The 20161-nt window shown below is 72.6% G+C and carries 16 protein-coding genes; 9 read left to right on the forward strand and 7 right to left on the reverse strand.

Annotation, left to right across the window (positions count from 1 at the left end):
- Positions 1-10 precede the first annotated feature (10 nt).
- Positions 11-913 (forward strand): pyridoxamine 5'-phosphate oxidase family protein, encoded by a 903-nt coding sequence (locus tag ACFYZS_RS13930; RefSeq protein ID WP_389010973.1) that lies wholly within the window; start codon positions 11-13, stop codon positions 911-913.
- On the opposite strand, the gene ACFYZS_RS13935 is transcribed toward ACFYZS_RS13930, so the two are convergent.
- Both ACFYZS_RS13935 and pepN read right to left on the reverse strand, forming a co-directional pair.
- Positions 889-1848: a hypothetical protein gene (locus ACFYZS_RS13935; protein ID WP_389010976.1), complete on the reverse strand. Its 960-nt coding sequence runs from the start codon at positions 1846-1848 to the stop codon at positions 889-891. The genes ACFYZS_RS13930 and ACFYZS_RS13935 overlap by 25 nt on opposite strands.
- Positions 1849-2014: 166 nt before the next feature.
- Positions 2015-4585: an aminopeptidase N gene (pepN, locus tag ACFYZS_RS13940; protein ID WP_389010979.1), complete on the reverse strand. Its 2571-nt coding sequence runs from the start codon at positions 4583-4585 to the stop codon at positions 2015-2017.
- 125 nt (positions 4586-4710) lie between these two features.
- On the opposite strand from pepN, the gene ACFYZS_RS13945 reads away from it, so the two are divergent.
- Complete coding sequence (locus ACFYZS_RS13945; RefSeq protein ID WP_389010982.1) at positions 4711-5358, forward strand: DsbA family protein; 648 nt, start codon at positions 4711-4713, stop codon at positions 5356-5358.
- A gap of 133 nt (positions 5359-5491) precedes the next feature.
- Here the strand turns inward: ACFYZS_RS13945 and ACFYZS_RS13950 are convergent, their stop codons facing one another.
- Together ACFYZS_RS13950 and ACFYZS_RS13955 are read right to left on the reverse strand one after the other, a co-directional pair.
- Positions 5492-6148 carry a superoxide dismutase gene (locus ACFYZS_RS13950; protein WP_376021332.1) on the reverse strand — a complete coding sequence of 219 codons (657 nt, stop codon included), beginning with the start codon at positions 6146-6148 and terminating at the stop codon, positions 5492-5494.
- Positions 6149-6308: 160 nt separating this feature from the next.
- On the reverse strand, positions 6309-7718 hold the full coding sequence (locus tag ACFYZS_RS13955) for an amino acid permease (RefSeq protein WP_389010986.1): 1410 nt from the start codon (positions 7716-7718) through the stop codon (positions 6309-6311).
- A 166-nt stretch (positions 7719-7884) separates the two neighbouring features.
- Between ACFYZS_RS13955 and ACFYZS_RS13960 the strand changes: the two genes are divergently transcribed.
- A complete protein-coding gene (locus tag ACFYZS_RS13960; protein WP_389010989.1) occupies positions 7885-8667 on the forward strand; it encodes an SDR family NAD(P)-dependent oxidoreductase in 783 nt (260 codons plus the stop codon).
- A 72-nt stretch (positions 8668-8739) separates the two neighbouring features.
- On the opposite strand, the gene ACFYZS_RS13965 is transcribed toward ACFYZS_RS13960, so the two are convergent.
- Positions 8740-10155 carry an amino acid permease gene (locus ACFYZS_RS13965; RefSeq protein WP_389010992.1) on the reverse strand — a complete coding sequence of 472 codons (1416 nt, stop codon included), beginning with the start codon at positions 10153-10155 and terminating at the stop codon, positions 8740-8742.
- Between the two features lie 286 nt (positions 10156-10441).
- On the opposite strand from ACFYZS_RS13965, the gene ACFYZS_RS13970 reads away from it, so the two are divergent.
- Positions 10442-11023, forward strand: coding sequence for a biotin transporter BioY (locus tag ACFYZS_RS13970; RefSeq protein WP_389010995.1), 582 nt, complete (start codon positions 10442-10444; stop codon positions 11021-11023).
- A gap of 78 nt (positions 11024-11101) precedes the next feature.
- On the opposite strand, the gene ACFYZS_RS13975 is transcribed toward ACFYZS_RS13970, so the two are convergent.
- The gene (locus ACFYZS_RS13975) at positions 11102-12535 is read right to left on the reverse strand and encodes an amino acid permease (RefSeq protein ID WP_389010998.1); all 1434 of its coding nucleotides are present in this window, start codon (positions 12533-12535) and stop codon (positions 11102-11104) included.
- A 220-nt stretch (positions 12536-12755) separates the two neighbouring features.
- On the opposite strand from ACFYZS_RS13975, the gene ACFYZS_RS13980 reads away from it, so the two are divergent.
- Both ACFYZS_RS13980 and ACFYZS_RS13985 read left to right on the forward strand, forming a co-directional pair.
- On the forward strand, positions 12756-13241 hold the full coding sequence (locus ACFYZS_RS13980; RefSeq protein ID WP_054226804.1) for a ribose-5-phosphate isomerase: 486 nt from the start codon (positions 12756-12758) through the stop codon (positions 13239-13241).
- 85 nt (positions 13242-13326) lie between these two features.
- Positions 13327-14133, forward strand: coding sequence for an Fpg/Nei family DNA glycosylase (locus ACFYZS_RS13985; RefSeq protein WP_389011001.1), 807 nt, complete (start codon positions 13327-13329; stop codon positions 14131-14133).
- Positions 14134-14152: 19 nt separating this feature from the next.
- Here the strand turns inward: ACFYZS_RS13985 and ACFYZS_RS13990 are convergent, their stop codons facing one another.
- Complete coding sequence (locus tag ACFYZS_RS13990) at positions 14153-15388, reverse strand: GNAT family N-acetyltransferase (RefSeq protein ID WP_389011004.1); 1236 nt, start codon at positions 15386-15388, stop codon at positions 14153-14155.
- A gap of 117 nt (positions 15389-15505) precedes the next feature.
- Here ACFYZS_RS13990 and ACFYZS_RS13995 point away from each other — a divergent pair, with 117 nt between their 5' ends.
- The 3 genes from ACFYZS_RS13995 (at position 15506) to ACFYZS_RS14005 (ending at position 20001) form a co-directional block, all read left to right on the forward strand.
- Entirely contained in the window at positions 15506-16648 is a 1143-nt protein-coding gene (locus tag ACFYZS_RS13995) for a PP2C family protein-serine/threonine phosphatase (RefSeq protein WP_389011007.1), read from the forward strand.
- Between the two features lie 117 nt (positions 16649-16765).
- Complete coding sequence (locus tag ACFYZS_RS14000) at positions 16766-17626, forward strand: ABC transporter ATP-binding protein (protein ID WP_389011661.1); 861 nt, start codon at positions 16766-16768, stop codon at positions 17624-17626.
- Positions 17626-20001, forward strand: a complete 2376-nt coding sequence (locus ACFYZS_RS14005; RefSeq protein ID WP_389011010.1) for an FtsX-like permease family protein — start codon at positions 17626-17628, stop codon at positions 19999-20001. The genes ACFYZS_RS14000 and ACFYZS_RS14005 overlap by 1 nt, the downstream gene beginning before the upstream one ends.
- Positions 20002-20161: the final 160 nt, after the last annotated feature.

Genomic DNA, 20161 nt, shown 5'->3' on the forward strand with positions numbered 1-20161 from the left:
AGGCGGCATCATGGAGCGGTACCACCAGGGCTCGCTGGCCGTACAGGAACGCGTCGGCGTACGCGAGCTGGCCGATCACGTCGGCCGTTCGATCGGCACGGGGATCAAGGACGTCGCCGCGGCCTTCCTCGCCCTGCAGCCGCACCTCGTCGTCGGAGCCGCCGACGGGGCGGGTGCGCTGTGGGCCTCGCTGCTCACCGGCGCGCCCGGATTCGTACGGGCCACCGGTCCGCACCGGATGGCGGTCCGCGGCGGACTGCCGGCCGGGGATCCCCTCGACGGGGCGCTGGCCACGTCCGGCACCCGGGTCGGCACCCTCTCCCTCGACCCGCGCACCCGGCGCCGGATGCGGCTGAACGGGACCCTGGAGGTGACGGCCGGCGGGTTCGCCGTCGAGGCCGGGCAGGTCTTCGCCAACTGCCCCAAGTACCTCCAGAAGCGGCAGCCGCTGGAGCTGGTCGCGGAAGGGGCCGGTGTCGTGCGGCGCGGGGGTGCGCTCACCCCCGACCAGGAGCGGGCCGTCCGCGCCGCCGACACCTTCTTCATCGCCACCACCGCCGGGGACCGGACCGACGCCAGTCACCGCGGAGGGATGCCGGGCTTCGTCGAGGTGCTCTCGCCGGTCGAGCTGGCCTGGCCGGACTACCCGGGCAACGCGATGTTCCTGACCCTGGGCAACCTGGCCGCCGATCCGCGGGCCGGGCTGCTCTTCCCGGACTGGGAGAGCGGGGCGGTGCTCCAGCTCAGCGGCCGGGCCCGGACCGAATTCGGGCCGGACGGCAGCCGGAGCATCCGTTTCCGCGTCGAGGCCGTGGTGGAGGCCCTGCACCCGGGGCGGCTGCTCTGGAGCGCGCCGGAGTACTCGCCGGCCAACCCGGCGCCGGGGCCTCACCGGGGGAGGACGACCAGGTAGGCGGCCGGCTCGCGGTCGGCGGACGCCGTCAGGGCGGTACGGACCACCGCCGCCTGCTGCTCGGGCCAGTCGCGGAGCTTGCGCGGGGTGATGTGCAGGACGGTCACGCCGAGCCGCTCCAGGGTCTCGCGCTTGCGGACCGCCTCCGAGAACTGCTCGTCCTCCCCCTGCCGGGGTGCGCGGGTGTCGATCTCGATGGCGACGGCCTGGTCGGGCCAGTAGGCGTCGACCCCGCCGAGGTGCGGGCCGCCGGGCAGGCGCAGGTCCACGTTCCAGACCGGCTCGGGGAGCTCGTAGCCCCGTACGAGCTGGTACAGCCGGTCCTCGGCGATGGCCCGGCCCTCCGCGAGCAGGGACTCGACGGCGTCCACGACGTGGGGGCGGTTCAGCAGCCGCGCCACCGTCAACTCCCGTACGACGGCGGCGGGTTCGCAGTGGCCGCCGCGGACGGCCTCGCTGAGCAGGCGGCGTACGGTGCCGGCGTCGGAGAGCTGGGAGACCGCGTCGGCCAGCGCCCGGGCCACGGGGGCGACGGGCACCCCGGTCACCTGCTGCGGGCGCGGCGGGGTGTGCGTCCGTACGATCCGGACGGCGTCGACGGAGCGGAGCCGGCGGGTGTGGGGCACCAGTACGTCGATCTGCGTGAGGGCGAGCAGTGCGGGGGCCGAGCCGAACCGGTACAGCGCGAGGGCGGCGAGCCCGGTGACCATGGCCTCGCCGCCGCGGCGGCCCGCGTAGAGCAGGGCGGCGTGCAGGCGCTCCTCGCTGGTCGCGGCGCCGGGGTGGAGGAGGAACACCCCCGGCAGGATCTCCTGCCAGGGCCGCTCGGCCGCTTCGGATGCGCTGACGCCGTGCTCGCGGAGCTGGGCGAGGCTCATCACGCGGGGCCGGCTGCCGGTGAGGTGGGCGAGGGGGAGGGGCGCGTTGTGGTTCATGCGGCGGAGATTCCCGCCCACCCCGGCCCCGCTAACCCCTGTTACACGCCCGTCGACAAATCGGGACAAGCCCGCACTAAAGTACGGCCGTTCGATAGCCGATACCGCCGTTCCCATTCATCGGCGGGGCCGGCCCGCCAAGGCACCGGCCCCGCCGACGACCGCGCTACAGTGCGGCGGAACCGGACGCGGCGGCCGCGTCGCAGGCCTGCGCGCGCAGCGCCCGGGCCAGGTCGTCACGGGCTTCCAGCACCAGGCGGCGCAGCGCCGGAGCGGCATCGGCGTGCGCGGCGAGCCAGGCGTCCGTCGCGGCCAGCGTCGGCTCCGAGTCCTCCAGCGAGGGGTACATCCCCTTCACCACGTGCATGCCGATCTGGATCGACCGGTCCGCCCAGATCCGCTCGATCACCTCGAAGTAGCGCCCCGCGTAAGGCGCCAGCAGCGCCCGCTGCGAAGGCTGCTGCATGCCCGCGATCGTCGCCTCCACCAGCGCGTTCGACAGCGCGTCCGACTCGACGACCGCCGCCCAGGCCTGGTCCTTGACCGCCTCGGACGGCCGCGCCGCGAGGCAGCGCACCTGGTGCCGCTTGCCCGACGCCGTGTCGTCGCGCGCCAGTTCCGCCGCCAGCGCGGCCTCGTCCACCGCGCCGTGCGCGGCCAGCGGAAGCAGGAAGTCCCACCGCAGCTCCTGGTCCACCTCCAGCCCGTCGATCCGCGCCGAACCGTCCAACAGCCCCAGCAGCAGCTGGAAGTCGCCCTCGGTCGCCGCGCCCGCCGCGAAGAAGCGGGCCCAGGTCAGCTGGTGCTCCGAGCCGGGCTCCGACATCCGCAGCTCCTGGAGCGCGACCGCCGACAGTACGCGGCCGCCCTGTTCGCGCCAGTCGGCCGCCGCGTAGTGCGTGACCGCGGCCAGCGCCTGCGAGTGCAGCATCTGCAGCACGCCGACGTCGCTCTCGCGGCCGGCGTGGGCCAGCACCATCGAGATGAAGTCGCGCGCCGGCATCAGCCCGTCGCGCGTCAGGTTCCACAGCGCCGACCAGCACAGCGCCCGCGCCAGCGGGTCCGCCACGCTCCCGAGCCGCTCGCGCAGCGTCGCCAGCGAGCCCTCGTCGAAGCGCATCTTGCAGTACGTCAGGTCGTCGTCGTTGACCAGCACCAGGTCGGGCCGCTCCTGCCCGGCCAGCTTCGCCACGACCGTCGAGGCGCCGGCCACGTCCGCCTCGGCCTGCGCGTAGCGGACCAGCGCGCCGTCCTCCAGCCGGTACAGGCCGACCGCCACCCGGTGCGGGCGCAGCTCGTCGCCCTCCTGGACCACGGCCAGCTCGGTCACCCGGCCGCCCGCGTCGTACGTCAGCACCGGCGTCAGCACGTTCACACCGGCCGTCTGCAGCCAGGCCCGCGACCACTCGGCCATGTCCCGCCCGGAGACCGCGCCGAGCACCGACAGCAGGTCGTCCAGCGTGGTGTTCCCGTACGCGTTGGCCTTGAAGTAGCGCCGCGCGCCCTCCAGGAAGGCGTCGCGCCCCACGTACGCGACGAGCTGCTTGAGCACCGCCGCGCCCTTGGCGTAGGTGATGCCGTCGAAGTTGAGCTTCGCGTCCTCCAGGTCACGGATGTCGGCCGTGATCGGGTGCGTGGAGGGCAGCTGGTCGGCCCGGTACGCCCACGCCTTGCGGTTGTTGGCGAAGGTCACCCACGCCTGGTCGAAGCGGGTCGCCTCCACCTGCGAGAAGGAGCCCATGAAGTCCGCGAAGGACTCCTTCAGCCACAGGTCGTCCCACCACTTCATGGTGACGAGGTCGCCGAACCACATGTGGGCCATCTCGTGCAGGATCGTGTTGCAGCGCCGCTCGTACGCGGCCCGCGTCACCTTGCCGCGGAAGATGTACTCCTCGCGGAAGGTCACCATCCCGGGGTTCTCCATCGCGCCCAGGTTGTACTCGGGCACGAAGGCCTGGTCGTACTTCCCGAACGGGTACGGGTAATCGAAGTGCTCGTGGAAGAAGTCGAAGCCCTGCTTGGTGACCAGGAAGACGTCGTCCGCGTCGAAGTGCTTCGCCAGCCCCTTGCGGCACATCGCGCCCAGCGGGATCGTCAGGTCCCCGCGCGTGTAGGTGTCCGTCACGTAGTGGTACGGGCCCGCCACCACGCAGGTGATGTAGGTGGAGATCGGCGCGGTCTCGGCGAAGCGCCGGGTCAGTCCCTCGCGGGACTCCTCGGCGCCGTTGCTCCAGACGTGCCAGCCCTCGGGCGCGGTCACCTCGAAGCGGTACGGGGCCTTCAGGTCGGGCTGCTCGAAGTTCGCGTACACGCGGCGGGCGTCGGCCGGCTCGTACTGCGTGTAGAGGTAGACCTCGCCGTCCTCCGGGTCGACGAAGCGGTGCATGCCCTCGCCCGTCCGGCTGTACGCGCAGTTCGCGTCCACCACCAGGACGTTCTCGGCGGCCAGGCCGGCCAGGGCGATCCGCGCCCCGTCGAAGACGGCGGCCGGGTCCAGCTCCTGCCCGTTGAGGGTGACGGAGTTCACCGACGGGGCGATGAGGTCCGCGAAGGTGGCCGAGCCGGGGGTCGCGGCCCGGAAACGGATCGTGGTCACCGAGCGGAAGGTCCGCGGACCCTCGGCCGGTTCGGCCTCGTCCACGGCGGACCTCAGGTCGAGGACCACCTCGTACCCGTCGACGGACAGCAGCTCGGCCCGCTCGCGGGCCTCGTCACGGGACAGATTCTCTCCGGGCACGTGCACTCCTTCGTGCGTGATCGCGATACCTGACGGAATCCTCGCACGGGGGAATGCGCGCGGGCCCGGCCTGGTTGGCGAGGGGGAACACGACCAGTGATGCACACAGCGATTCGAGGAGAGACATGGCCGACACCCAGGTGCGCGAGAAGACCCCGGTCGACTTCTGGTTCGATCCGCTCTGCCCCTGGGCCTGGATGACGTCCCGCTGGATGCTGGAGGTCGAGAAGGTCCGCGACGTCGAGGTGCGCTGGCACGTGATGAGCCTCGCCGTCCTGAACGAGAACAAGCTCGACGAGCTGCCCGAGCGCTACCGCGAGCTGCTCGGCCCCAAGGGCTGGGCGCCGGTCCGCGTCGTCATCGCGGCCCAGCAGAAGCACGGCGACGAGATCACCGGCAAGCTGTACACCGCGCTCGGCACCCGGATCCACAACGAGGACAAGGGCGCGACCCGCGAGGTCATCGCCGAGGCGCTGGAGGAGGTCGGCCTGCCGGTCGAGCTGCTCGCCTACGCCGACTCCGACGAGTACGACCAGGTGCTGCGCGATTCCCACAACGACGGCATCGAGCGCGTCGGCCAGGAGGTCGGCACCCCGGTGATCTCCGTGCCCGGCGCCGAGGGCGACGAGGTGGCCTTCTTCGGCCCGGTGGTCACCCCGACCCCGCGCGGCGAGGCCGCCGCCCGGCTGTGGGACGGCACCCTGCTGGTCGCCTCCACCCCCGGCTTCTACGAGATCAAGCGCACCCGCACCAAGGGCCCGTCCTTCGAGTAGGCCGGGCCTGCCGGTCCCCCGACGCACACAGAAGACCCCCGCAAGTCACGTCCTTGCGGGGGTCTTCCGTTGGACACGCCCGCACGCGAAGGTTGAGAAGACGATCACGAGGCGGGCGGCTCGGGGGCTGCGATCAGCCCTTGGCGGGGATCAGCAGCGGGGTGTTCGCCTTGGCGTCGGTGTAGCGCTTGGCCACGTCCTGCCAGTTGACGACGTTCCACATGGCCTCGATGAAGTCCACCTTCTGGTTCTTGTACTGCAGGTAGAAGGCGTGCTCCCAGGCGTCGAAGACCAGGATCGGGGTGCTGGCCACGCCCACGTTGCCCTGGTGGTCGTAGACCTGCTCGACGACCAGGCGGCCGCTGACGGGCTCGTACGCGAGCACGCCCCAGCCGGAGCCCTGCGTGGCGGAGGACGCGAAGGTCAGCTGCTTCTTGAACTTCGCGAAGGAGCCGAAGGACTCGGTGATCGCGTCGGCCAGGTCGCCCAGGCCGTCGGCCGCGGTGGGCTCGCCGCCGCCCTCGCCGGTCTTCGGGCTGGCCATGTTGTGCCAGTAGATGCTGTGCAGGATGTGACCGGAGAGGTGGAAGGCCAGGTTCTTCTCCAGGCCGTTCAGCGCACCCCAGTTCTCCTTGTCGCGGGCCTCCGCCAGCTGCTCCAGCGTGTTGTTCGCGCCGGTGACGTAAGCCGCGTGGTGCTTGTCGTGGTGCAGCTCGATGATCTGCGGGTTGATCACCGGCTCCAGCGCCGCGTAGTCGTACGGAAGCTCAGGAAGCGTGTAGATGGCCATGCGTGTTATCCGGTCCCCTCAGCGTGCCAACTGCTTATTGCAATCAATGCGCAACTGCACGCTAGCAGTATCTATTCCGGTGATCACGTAAGGGTCACCTCTGTAGAACGCCGGCGGGCCCCGTGCGAACGCACGGGGCCCACCTGGGTTCGGGGGTGTGTCAGCGGGCGGCCGCCGCCCGGCGCTGCATCACGTAGCCGGTCACCGCGAGGGCGGCGGTCAGGCCGCCGGTGAAGACCACCTGGACCCGGGTGTCCTGGTCGAGCACCATCAGGACCAGCACCCCGGCCACCCCGGCCAGCGCCACCCAGGTCAGGTACGGGAAGCCCCACATCTTCACGACCAGCCTCGAAGGGTCCTCCCGCTCCAGCCGGCGCCGCAGCACGAACTGCGAGACGGCGATGAAGCCCCAGACGACGAGGATGACCCCGCCGACCATGTTCAGCAGCCAGGCGAACAGGGTGTCCGGGTACCAGTACGACAGCAGCACGGTGACGAAGCCGAAGCCGCAGGAGGCGAGCACCGCGCGGCGCGGCACCCGGCCGCTGATCTTGCCCAGCGCCTTCGGGCCCTGGCCGCGGGAGACGAGCGAGTAGGCCATGCGCGAGGAGCCGTAGATGTTGGCGTTCATCGCCGACAGCAGGGCGATCAGGATGACCACGTTCATGATCTCGCCGGCGGCCGGGATGCCCAGGTGGTCCAGGGCCGCCGCGTACGGGCCGTCCTTGGTCACCGCCGGGTCGTTCCACGGCAGCAGCGTGACGATGACCAGCATGGAGCCGACGTAGACGATCGCGATCCGCCACATGGTGGTCTTCACGGCCCGGGCCACGCCCTTGACCGGGTCCTCCGACTCGGCGGCCGCGATGGTCACCGTCTCCAGGCCGCCGTACGCGACGACCGAGGCGAGCAGTCCGACCAGCAGGCCGTCCATGCCGTTGGGCAGGAATCCGCCGTCGTGCAGCAGGTTGGCGGTGCCGGGGGAGGAGGTGCCGGGCAGCAGGCCCAGGACGGCCAGTACGCCCAGGCCCAGGAAGAGCGCGATCGCACCGATCTTGAGGGCGGCGAACCAGAACTCGAACTCGCCGAAGTGGGAGACGGCGGCCAGGTTGGTGCCGCAGAACAGCGCCATGAAGGCCAGTACCCACACCCAGGACGGGGTGCCCGGGAACCAGCCGGTCATGATGTGCGCCGCGCCGATCGCCTCGATGGCCACGCCCACGCACAGCAGGGTCCAGAACATCCAGCCGGCCGTGAATCCGGCCCAGGGGCCGATCGCCCGGTCGGCGTGCACGGAGAAGGAGCCGGAGGCGGGGTTGGCGGCGGACATCTCGCCGAGCATCCGCATCACGAACATCACGAGCAGACCGGACACGGCGTACGCGATCACGATCGAGGGACCCGCGGCGGCGACGCCGGCGCCGGAGCCCACGAAGAGGCCGGCGCCGATGACCCCGCCGAGGGCGATCATCGAGAGGTGGCGCTGCTTGAGGCCGTTGCCGAGGGGCGATCCGGCGCCGCCCGAGGAGGGTGCCTCCTGGGTGCGGGCTGCGGTGGAGGTCTGGCTCATGAAGGTGTTGCCTGTCCGGTGTGCGGGTGGACGGGAGGAAGTGCCCCAGTCTCACCCCTGTCCGATCATCGGACGTGAAGCGTCCGTTATTCGGACAACGGGATGACCATCGGTGATCGTCCCCGTACGCTCGCGACAAGACACCGAAGACGCGGCAGGGGGCCGAATGGACCACGGCATACGGGAATTGGCGGCGACGGGCCGGGGCGTACTGGTCACCGGAGCCTCCCGCGGCATCGGGCGGGCCGTCGCCACCGCCTTCGCCCGTCAGGGCGACCGGGTCGCCGTGCACTGCACCGCCCGCCGGGCCGACGCCGAACGGACCCTCGCCGAGCTGCCCGGGGACGGCCACGTCCTGCTCACCGGCGACCTCGCCGACCCCGCGCAGGTGGCGGACCTGGCCGCCGCGGCCGAGGAGGCGCTCGATGGTGTGGACGTGCTGGTCAACAACGCCGCCGTCATGGTCGCGCACCCGCTGCCCACCACCTCGTACGCCGACTGGCAGGCGGCCTGGCAGCACACCGTCGCGGTCAACCTGTTCGGCGCCGCCAACCTCGTGCACTGCGTCGCCCGCCGCATGATCGAAGGCGGCCGCGCGGGCCGCGTCGTCAACATCGGCTCGCGCGGAGCCTTCCGCGGTGAGCCCGACCACCCCGCGTACGGGGCCACCAAGGCGGCCCTGCACGCCCTCGGCCAGTCCCTCGCCGTCTCCCTGGCCCCGCACGGCATCGCGGTCGCGGCCGTCGCACCCGGCTTCGTGGCCACCGAACGGGTCGCCGACCGGCTCGACGGGGAAGAGGGGATGCGCATCCGCGCCCAGAGCCCCTTCGGCCGGGTCGGCACCCCCGAGGAGGTCGCCGCCGCGGTCCTCCACCTCGCCTCGCCCGCGGCGGCCTGGAGCTCGGGCACCGTCCTCGACGTCAACGGCGCCTCCTACCTGCGGACCTGACGGCCCCGAACGCAGAGCGGGCCCCCGCCGCCTTCCGGCGCGGGGGCCCGCTCCTTCACCGCCGCCGCTGGATCAGGCTCGGCGGGCCCGGATCTCGCGCACCCACGCCACCACGAGGACGGCCGCGGCCGCGCCCGCGGACCACAGCAGCTGCGGCCGCGCCGAGTCGTCGAACAGCATCAGCACCAGCACCGCCGCCATGCCCAGCAGCGCCACCCACGTCAGGTACGGGAAGCACCACATCCGCAGCGTCAGGCGCTCCGGCATCTCCCGCTCCAGCATCCGCCGCAGCTTCAGCTCCGAGACCGCGATCAGCGCCCACACGAACAGCAGCACCGCGCCGACCGCGTTCAGCATGTAGAGGAAGACCGTGTCCGGCCACAGCAGGTTCAGCACCACCGACACGAAGCCGAAGGCCACCGAGGCGAAGACGGCCCGGCGCGGCACCCCGCCGCCCGACACCTTCAGCAGCGCCTTGGGCGCCTCGCCGCGCTCGGCCAGCGAGAACACCATGCGCGAGGAGCCGTACAGATTGGCGTTGAGGGCCGAGAGCAGCGCCACGAACACCACGATGTTCATGATCTGGCCGGCCCCCGGGATCCCGATGGAGTCCAGGACGGCGACGTACGGGCTCTGCCCCGGCTCCAGCGAGTCCCACGGCAGCAGGGTCACGATGACCACCATCGAGCCGACGTAGAAGAAGAGGATGCGCCACACGGCGCTGCGCACCGCGCGGGCCACGGACTTGGCCGGGTTGTCGGACTCGGCGGCCGCGATGGTGACGACCTCCAGGCCGCCGAAGGCGAAGATGACCGCGAGCATGCCGGCGACCACCCCGCCGAAGCCCTCGGGGAAGAACCCGCCCTGCCCGGTCAGGTTGGCCATCCCGATGGGGTCCGTGTCGGGCAGCAGGCCGAAGATCGCGAGCGTGCCGAGGATCAGGAAGAGGACGATCGCGCCGACCTTGAGGGCCGCGAACCAGAACTCGAACTCGCCGAAGTTCTTCACCGCGGCCAGGTTGCTCACGGTGAAGACCACCATGAAGATCAGCACCCAGACCCACTGGTCGACCGAGGGCAGCCAGCCGTTCGCGATCTTCGCCGCGCCGGTGGCCTCCACCGCCAGCACCACGACCAGCAGGAACCAGTAGAGCCAGCCCGCCGAGAACCCGGCCCAGCGCCCCAGCGCCCGCTCCGCGTACACGGAGAACGAACCGGAGGCGGGCATCGCCGCCGACATCTCGCCGAGCGCGCGCATCACCAGCATGGCGAGGGCGCCCGCGAGCAGGTACGAGCAGATGATCGCGGGGCCGGCGATGCCGATGCCGGCGCCGGAGCCGACGAACAGCCCGGCGCCGATCACGCCGCCGAGGCCCAGCATGGTCAGGTGGCGCTGCTTGAGGCTGTGGCTGAGGGGTTCCGCCGGGAAATCGGGCCCGGTGGGAGGGTGGGGTCCGCTCGGAGGAGTGGTGGGCAAGCGGTCGCGCATGAGTGGATGCTCGTACTCTCGTGCTCGGCAGCGGCGGTGGGGGCTCCGCATTCGGATTGGCGGGACCCTACAGTCTCGCCGGACGGCGCCCATCCGCGCAAAACGGACGTGTTGTCTGAATCTGGCTCGTGACGCGGATCACTCCCCCCGGGGTGTGAACCGGCCTCTTTGTGCACTCCCCACCAAAGCGGTGAGCAGGGCTTTGTCCCGGACGTCGGTGGGGCGGCGCCCGGCCGCGCACTAGCGTCGGTGATCGTCCCGTCACCCTCACTCCGCGGAGCCCTTGATGAGCACTGCTTCCGTCTCCTTCCGCCCCGGCGCCGTCCTCGCCGACCTGCTGCCCGCGAGCCGCGTCCGCGACATCGCGCTCGTCGCCGGCGGAGCCGCGCTCACCGGCCTCGCCGCGCAGATCGCCGTGCCCGTCCCCGGCTCCCCGGTCCCCGTCACCGGCCAGACCTTCGCGGCCCTGCTGGTCGGTACCGCGTTCGGCGCCCGCCGCGGCTTCCTCTCCCTCGCCCTGTACGCGCTCGCCGGCATGGCGGGCGTGCCGTGGTTCGCGGGCGGCACCTCCGGCGCCGGCGGTGCCTCGTTCGGCTACGTGCTCGGCATGCTCCTCGCCGCCACCGTCGTGGGCGCGCTGGCCCGCCGCGGCGCCGACCGCTCGGTCCTCCGTACGGCGGGCACGATGGTGCTGGGCTCGGCCCTGATCTACGCCGTGGGCGTGCCGTACCTGGCGCTGTCCACCGGGATGTCCTTCGGCGCGGCCGTCGCGGCGGGGCTGACCCCGTTCCTGATCGGCGACGCCCTGAAGGCGGCGCTGGCGATGGGCCTGCTGCCCGCCACGTGGAAGCTGGTCGGCCGCAAGTAGCCGACCGGCCGCGGCGCAAGCACGGCAGCCCCGGACCACCAGGTGTGGTCCGGGGCTGCCGTGCTTGCGCACGCGTGCCTAGGCGCGCGCGGCGGCCTTGCGGCGCACGTCGCGCACCACGCCGATGACCAGCACGATCGCGGCGACCAGCAGCGACAGCATGACCGTCTCGCGGTTGTCCTTGTCGTAGACCATGTAGCCCAGGACGAAGGTGATCATCGCGGCGGTGGCCCACGTCAGGTACGGGAAGAGCCACATCTTGACGGTCAGCTTCTCCGGCGCCTCGCGGACCAGGATCTTGCGCATCCGCAGCTGGGTCAGGCAGATGACCAGCCACACGAAGAGCGCGATCGCACCCGAGGAGTTCAGCAGGAAGCTGAAGACCGTGTCCGGGGAGCTGTAGTTGAAGTAGACGGCGGCGAAGCCGAAGACCACCGAGCCGAGGATCGCGGCCGTGGGCACGCCCCGCTTGTTGACCTTGGCGAAGACCTTGGGCGCGTCACCGCGCTCGCCCAGCGAGAACGCCATGCGCGAGGCCGTGTACATGCCCGAGTTCAGGCAGGACAGCACGGCGGTCAGGACGATCACGTTCATGATCTGGCCGGCGTGCGCGATGCCGATGGAGTCGAGGGCGGCGACGTACGAGCCCTTCTCGACGATCGACTTGTCGTTCCACGGCAGCAGGGTGAGGACGATGAAGATCGAGCCCAAGTAGAAGACGCCGATGCGCCAGATCACCGAGTTGGTGGCCTTGGTGACCGCGCGGCGCGGGTCCTCGGACTCGCCCGCCGCCAGGGTGACGATCTCGCTGCCCATGAAGGAGAAGACGACCATCAGCACACCGGTGAGGATGGACCCCCAGCCGTTCGGCATGAATCCGCCGGCGTCGGTGAGGTGGGCGAAGCCCGCGCCCGGGTTGTCCGAACCCGGCAGCACGCCGAAGACGGCGAGCATGCCGACGATGACGAAGGCGCCGATCGCGACGACCTTGATGCCGGCGAACCAGAACTCGAACTCGCCGTAGGAGGAGACGGAGCCGAGGTTGGTGATCGTCAGGACCACCATCACGATCAGGGCCCAGCCCCACTGCGGGACGGCCGGGATCCAGCCCTCGAGGATCTTCGCACCGGCGGTCGCCTCCACGGCGAGCACGACGACCCAGAAGAACCAGTACAGCCAGCCGATGGAGAAGCCGGCCCAGCGGCCGAGCGCGCGGTCGGCGTACGCGGAGAAGGAGCCGGAGTTCGGGCTGGCGGCGGCCATCTCGCCCAGCATCCGCATCACGAAGACGACCATCGCGCCGACGAGGAGGTACGAGATCAGGATGGCGGGGCCGGCCTTGGCGATGCCGCCACCGGAGCCGACGAAGAGGCCGGCGCCGATGACGCCGCCAATGGCGATCATGGACAGGTGGCGGTTCTTGAGACCGGCCTTCAGACCGTCGGAGGGCTGCGTGTCGCCGGAGTTACCGGACGGGTCGCCTGCCTTCTGAAGGGTCGTCGTGGAGCTCATGGACGGATCCTTAGGTTCTCGGGTTGCGAGCCCGGGCATTCAAACCTGAGATGAACGCAGGACGGAAGACCTCAGTCCGGATCGTTGCTTTGGGACGAACGTCCAGGACATGGGTCCCGCCGTGTCCCATCTGCGTTCTTTGGGTTTACTTGAGCTTTAGAAGTGACTTACGCGACACCCTGCCGCGGTCTGCGGGGGGTGCCCGTGCCACACTCGTCCCATGCGCGTGTACCTCGGATCCGACCATGCCGGCTTTGAGCTCAAGAACCACCTGGTGGACTGGCTCAAGAACAACGGCCACGAGCCCGTCGACTGCGGGCCCCACATCTACGACGCGGTGGACGACTACCCGCCGTTCTGCCTGCGCGCCGCGGAGAAGACCGCCGCCGACGCCGACAGCCTCGGCATCGTCATCGGCGGCTCCGGCAACGGCGAGCAGATCGCCGCGAACAAGGTCAAGGGCGTCCGCGCCATCCTGGCCTGGAGCGTCGAGACCGCGAAGCTCGGCCGTGAGCACAACAACGCCAACGTGATCTCCGTCGGTGGCCGCATGCACACCCAGGACGAGGCCGTCTCCTTCATCGAGGCCTTCCTGGCCACCCCGTACTCCGGCGAGGAGCGCCACACCCGCCGCATCGAGATGCTCTCCGCGTACGAGCAGACCGGCGAGCTCCCCCCGATCCCGGCCCACCACCCGCAGGGCTGATCCTCCGCTTCACCGTGCCGCCGTGGCTCCCGGCCCGGCGGCACGGCCGTTTCCAGAGTCAGCAGCCAGAGGCAGGAGCAGAGCATTGCCCGAGGGGCATACGATCCACCGCCTCGCCCAGGACCACACCGAGCGCTTCGCCGGGCGGCCGGTCCGGGTGAGCAGCCCGCAGGGCCGCTTCGGCGAGAGCGCCGCCCTGCTCGACGGGCGGGACCTGGAGAGCGCCGAGGCGCACGGCAAGCACCTGTTCCTGGAACTCGGCGACGCCTGGATCCACATCCACCTCGGCCTGTTCGGCAAGCTCGGCTTCGGCCCCGCCCCCGCGCCCCCGGCCACCGACACGGTCCGGCTGCGCCTGCTCAATGCGGAGCACTGGGCCGACCTGCGCGGCCCCACCGCCTGCGCGCTGATCGGCGAGGCCGAGAAGAAGGCGATACACGAGCGGCTCGGCCCCGACCCGCTGCGCCCGGCCGACGATCCCGACCGCGCCTGGAAGCGGATCTCCCGCTCCCGCACCACCGTCGCCGCCCTGCTCATGGACCAGAAGGTGATCGCGGGCGTCGGCAACGTCTACCGCGCCGAGGTCCTGTTCCGGCACGGCATCGACCCCTACCGGCTGGGCAAGGACCTCACGCGCGGCGAGTGGGACGCCATGTGGGCCGACCTGGCGGCGCTGATGCGCGAGGGCGTGCGGAACAACCGGATCGACACCGTCCGCGACGAGCACCTGCCCGAGGTCATGGGCCGCCCGCCGCGCGTGGACGACCACGGCGGCGAGGTGTACGTCTACCGCAGGGCGAACATGCCCTGTCACATCTGCGGGACCGAGGTCCGCACCGCCGACCTGGCGGCGCGGAACCTCTTCTGGTGCCCGGCCTGTCAGACCCGCTGAGGCCCCCGGGGGTGTCCCCCTAGAACCCGTGCGGGAGCCAGGGCTCCACATCGCCGAGGAAGGCCCGCGAGGCCGCCGCCAGGGCGCCCGGGCGCAGCTCGCGCACCCGGCCGGCCGCCGCCAGCGAGGTCAGCGTGGTCCCTCCGAGGTACGCCGAGCCCAGCTCCCGTACCGACAGCTCCAGGTCCGCCGGCGCGTCCGAGCGGGTGCAGGCGACCTCGCCCCCGGCCTCGGCCGTCAGGCGCCACCGGCCCTCGTTCCACGGGCAGAACGCGTCCTCGACCTGCATGACCACGTCCAGCCCGGTCCCGTACGTCCGCGCCCGGAGCGCCGCGGGCAGGTCCACCAGCCGCACGTGCAGGGCGTCGCGCCGCCGGGCCTGGACCCGCCGGATGTCGCTGACCAGGTGCAGCACCGGATCGTCCACGGGCCGCCCGTACGCCTGCACCCGCCAGGTCAGGTCGATGTCGAAGAAGTACCGCCACAGCGCCGCGTACGCCGCGGGCTCCAGCGCCTCCACCTGCGCGACGCCGACCTTGCCGTCCGAGCCGCTCTGGTCCCAGTCGGGCTTGACCCGGTAGCGCGCGTACCCGACGACCTCGCCGTCCGGCGCCTCCGCGACCACGCACTTCAGCGGCGACCCGCCGTCCCGCATGGCCGGCGGGTCCAGCAGGCCCTGCCGCTCCCAGCCCGGCTGCCGGGCCGGCATCCCGGGGCGCCGCGCGACCAGTCCGGCGTAGACCCGCTCGCAGTCGGCCAGCGCCTTCTGCGGATCGACGAGGCGCAGCCGTACGTCGTCCGTCCCCGGCGGCACGGACAGCCGCACCCGCGTCGTGTCGATGTCCACGGACATCGAGTACGTCGCGGTGCCGTAGCCGAAACGCCCGTAGATCGCCGGGTCCGAGGCCGTCAGCACGGCGATCGGCTCGCCACCCGCCCGGATGTCGTCGAGTTGGCGGCGCATCATCGAGGTCAGCACACCGCGCCGGCGGTGGGTGGGGGAGACGCCCACCGTCGTGACCCCGGCGGCCGGAACCAGCGCACCGCCCGGAAGCGAGAGGCGGAAGCTGAACGCCCCGGCCGAGCCCACACAGGTCTCGCCGTCCCAGACCGCGAGCGAGCGTTCCGTCTCGATCAGTGACTTGTACAGTTTCCGCTCCGCGGGGGAGTCGGGCACGCCACCGAACGCCAGTTCCAGATGGTCGTACCAGACATCCCACTCATTGGCTTGCAATACGCGCATCTCAAGAGCCATACGGCCATCCCTATCAGGGCATTCCGTCACAGTCGAAGGGTTTTCGACCGGCCCGGGCCACCCGGTCCGGGGGTCCCCCTGCGCGCGCACAGCCAGGATGGATAGGGTCCCGAAGCAATGGCCGGAGCACGCATCGAGACGCTCATGGCCCGGACGCGCATGCTGTCGCACCGGGCCCGCACCGCCCTGCGCAAATCCGCCGTCGACTACTTCCGCGGAGACGCCTCCGACTGGCTCGCCTTCGCCGGGCTGCTCGCGACCGTCCCCGCCATCGCCTGCGGCACGCTCATGCTGCCTGTCTGGTTCTCGCCCTCGGCCCTCGTCCTGCCGATCGTCGCGGGCGGCCTGCTGCTGCGCCCCGCCAGCCTGCTCGCGCTGTACGCGGCCTCCGCGGCCGCCCTCATCGTCGAGGCCCTGGTCCTCGGTCCGTACACGCTGGGCCCCGCCCGGGTCACCCCCGGCACGGTGCTGGTCGTCGCCGCCTGCGGATTCTTCGGACTGGTCATCGCGCAGTTCCGCAGCCGCGTCGGCGTGCCCTGGCGGCGCGGCGGCACCATGCTCTTCGACCTGCGCGAACGCATCCGGGTCCAGAGCAAGCTGCCCACCCTGCCGCGCGGCTGGCACCGCGAGATGGCCCTGCGCCCGGCCGGCGGCCAGTCCTTCTCCGGCGACTTCGTCGTCGCCGCCCGCACCAACGGCGGCCGCACCCTGGAGATCGTCCTGACCGACGTCTCCGGCAAGGGCATGGAGGCCGGCTCGCGCGCCCTGCTGCTGTCCGGAGCGTTCGGCGGCCTGCTCGGCGCCCTGCCCCCGCACGGCTTCCTGCCCGCCGCCAACGGCTACCTCCTCCGCCAGGACTGGGACGAGGGCTTCGCCACCTCCATCCACCTCGTGCTGGACCTGGAGACCGGCGACTACGAGCTCCTCTCCGCCGGCCACCTGCCCGCCCTCCAGCTCTCCGCGGGCACCGGCCGCTGGCAGGAGAAGTCCGGCGAGGGCCCGCTGCTCGGCGTCTACGACGGCGCCGAGTTCGAGCCCGCCCGCGGCAACCTCCGCCGCGGGGACGTCCTCATGCTCTTCACGGACGGGCTGGTCGAGACCGCCGACCGCGACATCAGCGAGGGCATCGACCGCCTCACCGGCGAGGCCGACCGCTACGTCGCAGCCGGCTGGGAGGGCGCGGCCTGGCACCTGATCGAGAAGGTCGCCAAGGACGTCAACGACGACCGGGCCCTGCTGCTCATCCGCCGCTCGCCCTGACCCGCGTACGGGGGTTTTCCCCACCCCCGATCCGCCTGGCTCCGCCATGTCGGCACCCGCACCCGCCTCCGTAGCGTCGTGACCACGATCAACGACGGGTACGGAAGGCGGCACATCATGGGGCTCCGGCGGAGCGGGCGGCGGCGCGAGAGCGCGCAGGCGGCGTACGAGGGCACCGGGCGGGAGACGTACGGCGGCACCGGGCGGGCCGCGCACGAGGGCACGGCGGCCGTCGAGCTGCGCGGCGTACGGCGCGAGTACGGCCGGGGGGCCGCCGCCGTGCACGCGCTGCGCGGGATCGACCTCAGCCTGCCGCGCGGCAGCTTCACCGCCGTGATGGGCCCCTCCGGCTCCGGCAAGTCCACCTTCCTCCAGTGCGCGGCCGGGCTCGACGTCCCCACCGCCGGCTCCGTCCGCCTCGGCGGCACCGAGATCACCGGCATGAACGAGAACGAGCTCACCGAACTGCGCCGCAGCCGCCTCGGCTTCGTCTTCCAGGCCTTCAACCTGCTGCCCTCCCTCACCGTCGAGCAGAACGTGCTGCTCCCGATGCGGCTCGCCGGCGGCGGATCCTCGCGGCAGGACCGGGACCGGGCCGCCGACCTGCTCGCCCGCGTCGGCCTCGAAGGAAAGGGCCGGCGCCGCCCCGCCGAGCTCTCCGGCGGCCAGCAGCAGCGCGTCGCCATCGCACGGGCCCTGGTCACCCGGCCCGACGTCGTCTTCGCCGACGAACCGACCGGCGCCCTCGACACCACCACCGCCGCCGAGGTCCTCGCACTGCTCCGGTCCGCCGTGGACACCCTCGGCGCCACCATCGTCATGGTCACCCACGACCCGGCCGCCGCCGCCTCCGCCGACCAGGTGCTCTTCCTCGCCGACGGGCTGATCGCCGACCGGCTGCCGCGGAGCTCCGCCGCGGCCGTCGCGGCCCGGATGACCGCCCTCACCGCCCCCGCCTACGCCGGAGCGGCCGCCTGATGCCGTTCCACCCCAACGGCCTGGCCCGGGCCGCGGTGCGGTTTCGCCCCGCCGCCTTCGCCGGCACCTTCGTCGCCCTGCTCATGACCGTCGCCATCGTCTCCGCGTGCGGGATCCTGCTGGAAAGCGGGGCCCGGGCGGCCATCCCGCCGACCCGGTACGCGCAGGCGCCCGTGGTCGTCGCCGCCGACCAGCAGATCCGCTGGCAGGCGGGCAGCGGCGAAGGCGCCTACGAGGAAGCGGTACGGGTCCCGGAGCGGGCCCGGGTCGACGCCGCCCTGCTGGAGCGCCTCGCCCCGCTCGGCCGGGCCGTCCCCGACGTGGTGTTCCCCGTACGGGGCGACGCGGGCTCCGCGGAGGCCTCGGGCTGGGGGGCATCGGCCTTCACGGGTGCGGCGCTCGCGGCCGGCCGGGCCCCGGAGGCCGCCGGGGAGGTCGTGCTGGGGACGGGCACGGGGTTCGCGGGGGACCGGGTGGCGCTCGACACCCCCGTCGGGAAGCGGGAGTTCCGGGTCGTGGGCCGGGCCGCAGGCACCGGAGCCTGGTTCTCCGACGCCGAGGCCCGCGCCCTGTCCGGACACCCCGGCGCGCTCGACGCCGTCGTCCTGTTCGACGCCGACCCGGAGCGGGTGCGGGCCGCGGTCGAGGGCCGCGCCCAGGTGCTGACCGGCGCCGCCCGCGCCGTGGACCCGCGGCTCGCGGGCGCCAAGGAACTGCTGATGGGCCTCGGCGGCTCCTTCGGCGGCATCGCCGCCCTCGTCGCCGTCTTCACCGCCGCCGGTACGGTCGCGCTCTCCGTCGGGCAGCGCTCCCGCGAGTTCGCCCTGCTGCGCGCCGTCGGAGCCACCCCGCGGCAGATCCGCCGCATCGTCGCCACCGAAGCCCTGCTCGTCGCGCCCGCCGCGGGGGTGCTGGGCTGCGTACCCGGCATCGGCCTCGCCGCCTGGTGGTTCGGGCAGCTCCAGGCCAAGGGCGCGATCCCGGAAGGCGTCGAGCTCGCCGTCTCCTGGATCCCGCTCGTCTCCGCCGCCGGCACCGGCCTCGTCACCGCCCTGCTCGCGGGCTGGGCCGCCGCCCGCCGGCCCGCCCGGATCCGGCCCGGCCAGGCGCTGGCCGCGGCCGCCGTGGAACGCCTGCGGCCGGGGTGGATCCGTACGCCCCTGGGCATCGCCGCGCTGGCCGGCGGAGCCGCCTGCGCGGGCCTGGCCGCCACCTCCGGCGGGGACGACGCCGCCAACGCCGCCCTCGGCGTGGTCATGCTCTTCATGCTGGCCGTGGCCCTGCTCGGGCCGCTGATCGCCCGCGCCTGCGCCGCCGTACTCGGCCTCCCGCTGCGCGCCGGCGGCGCGTCCGGCTCGCTCGCCGCCGCCAACTCCCGGGCCCACGCCCGCCGGCTGGCCTCCGCGATCACCCCGATCGTGCTCGCCATGGCCTTCTCCTCGACCCTGGTCTTCCTGCACACCAGCGAGGAACAGGCCGTCCGGCAGCAGCAGGAGGCCGGACTGCTCGCCGAGCACGTGGTCGCCGACCCGCCGAGCGACGCGCGCGGGGGAGTCGCGGTCACCCGTACCTCGGTCCTCGCGATGTTCGGCAAGGGGGCCGAGCGGCGGTTCCAGTCCGTCTCGGCGCAGGGCGTCGCGGGCGACGTCACCACCGTCCAGGACCTCGGCGTGCGCGAGGGCAGCCTCGCCGCTCTGCGCCCCGGCGCGGTCGCCGTGGACCGCAGCCTCGCCGACTCGGCCCGCCTCGGGATCGGCGACCGCGTCGAACTCCGCCTCCCCGACGGGTCCCCGGCGACCCCCGAGATCGTGGCCGTCTACACCCGGGGCCTCGGCCTCGGCCAGGTCACCCTCCCGGCGGCAGACCTCACCGGCCACACCACCGCCGGGCGCGCCACCGAGCTGCTGATCCGCGGCCCGGTCCCGGCGGCCCTGGGGGCCCTGGGGGCCGCGATGCCCACCGCGGAGTGGACCGCCGCCCAGAACACGGACCGCGAGGTCAACGCCTGGGCCAACACCGTCATGGCGGCGCTCCTCGGCGGCTTCGCGGCCGTGGCCGCCGCCAACACCCTGGTGATGACCGTCCTCGACCGCCGCCGCGAACTGCGGATGCTGCGCCTGGTCGGCTCGACCCGGCGCCAGGTGCTGCGGATGCTCCGCTGGGAGGCGCTCCTGATCGGCGGCGCGGGCGTCACCCTGGGCAGCGCGATCGCCCTGGCCACGCTGTTCCCGCTGACCAAGGCCCTGACCGGCGCGCCCCCGCACATCCCGCCGGTGCTGTACGCCTCCTTCGCGGCGGCGGCCCTGACCCTGGGCCTGGCGGCCACCGCCCTCCCGGCCCGCTGGACCCTGCGCGGGGGGACGCACACCCCCTAGAGGGTGTCCTGTGCGCGCCTTTTCGGACGAGCCCGGCGTGATCCGAAGGGCATGCCCTGGTCGAACCGGATGTGCCGGACGCCGACGAGCGCGCGCCGCAGCCTCGCGCGGAGCGGGCCGTCGGTGTCCGGGGCGGCCCGCAGGCCGGTCGCTTCGCACA

Source organism: Streptomyces sp. NPDC001903, from assembly GCF_042891345.1.
GTDB lineage: Bacteria > Actinomycetota > Actinomycetes > Streptomycetales > Streptomycetaceae > Streptomyces.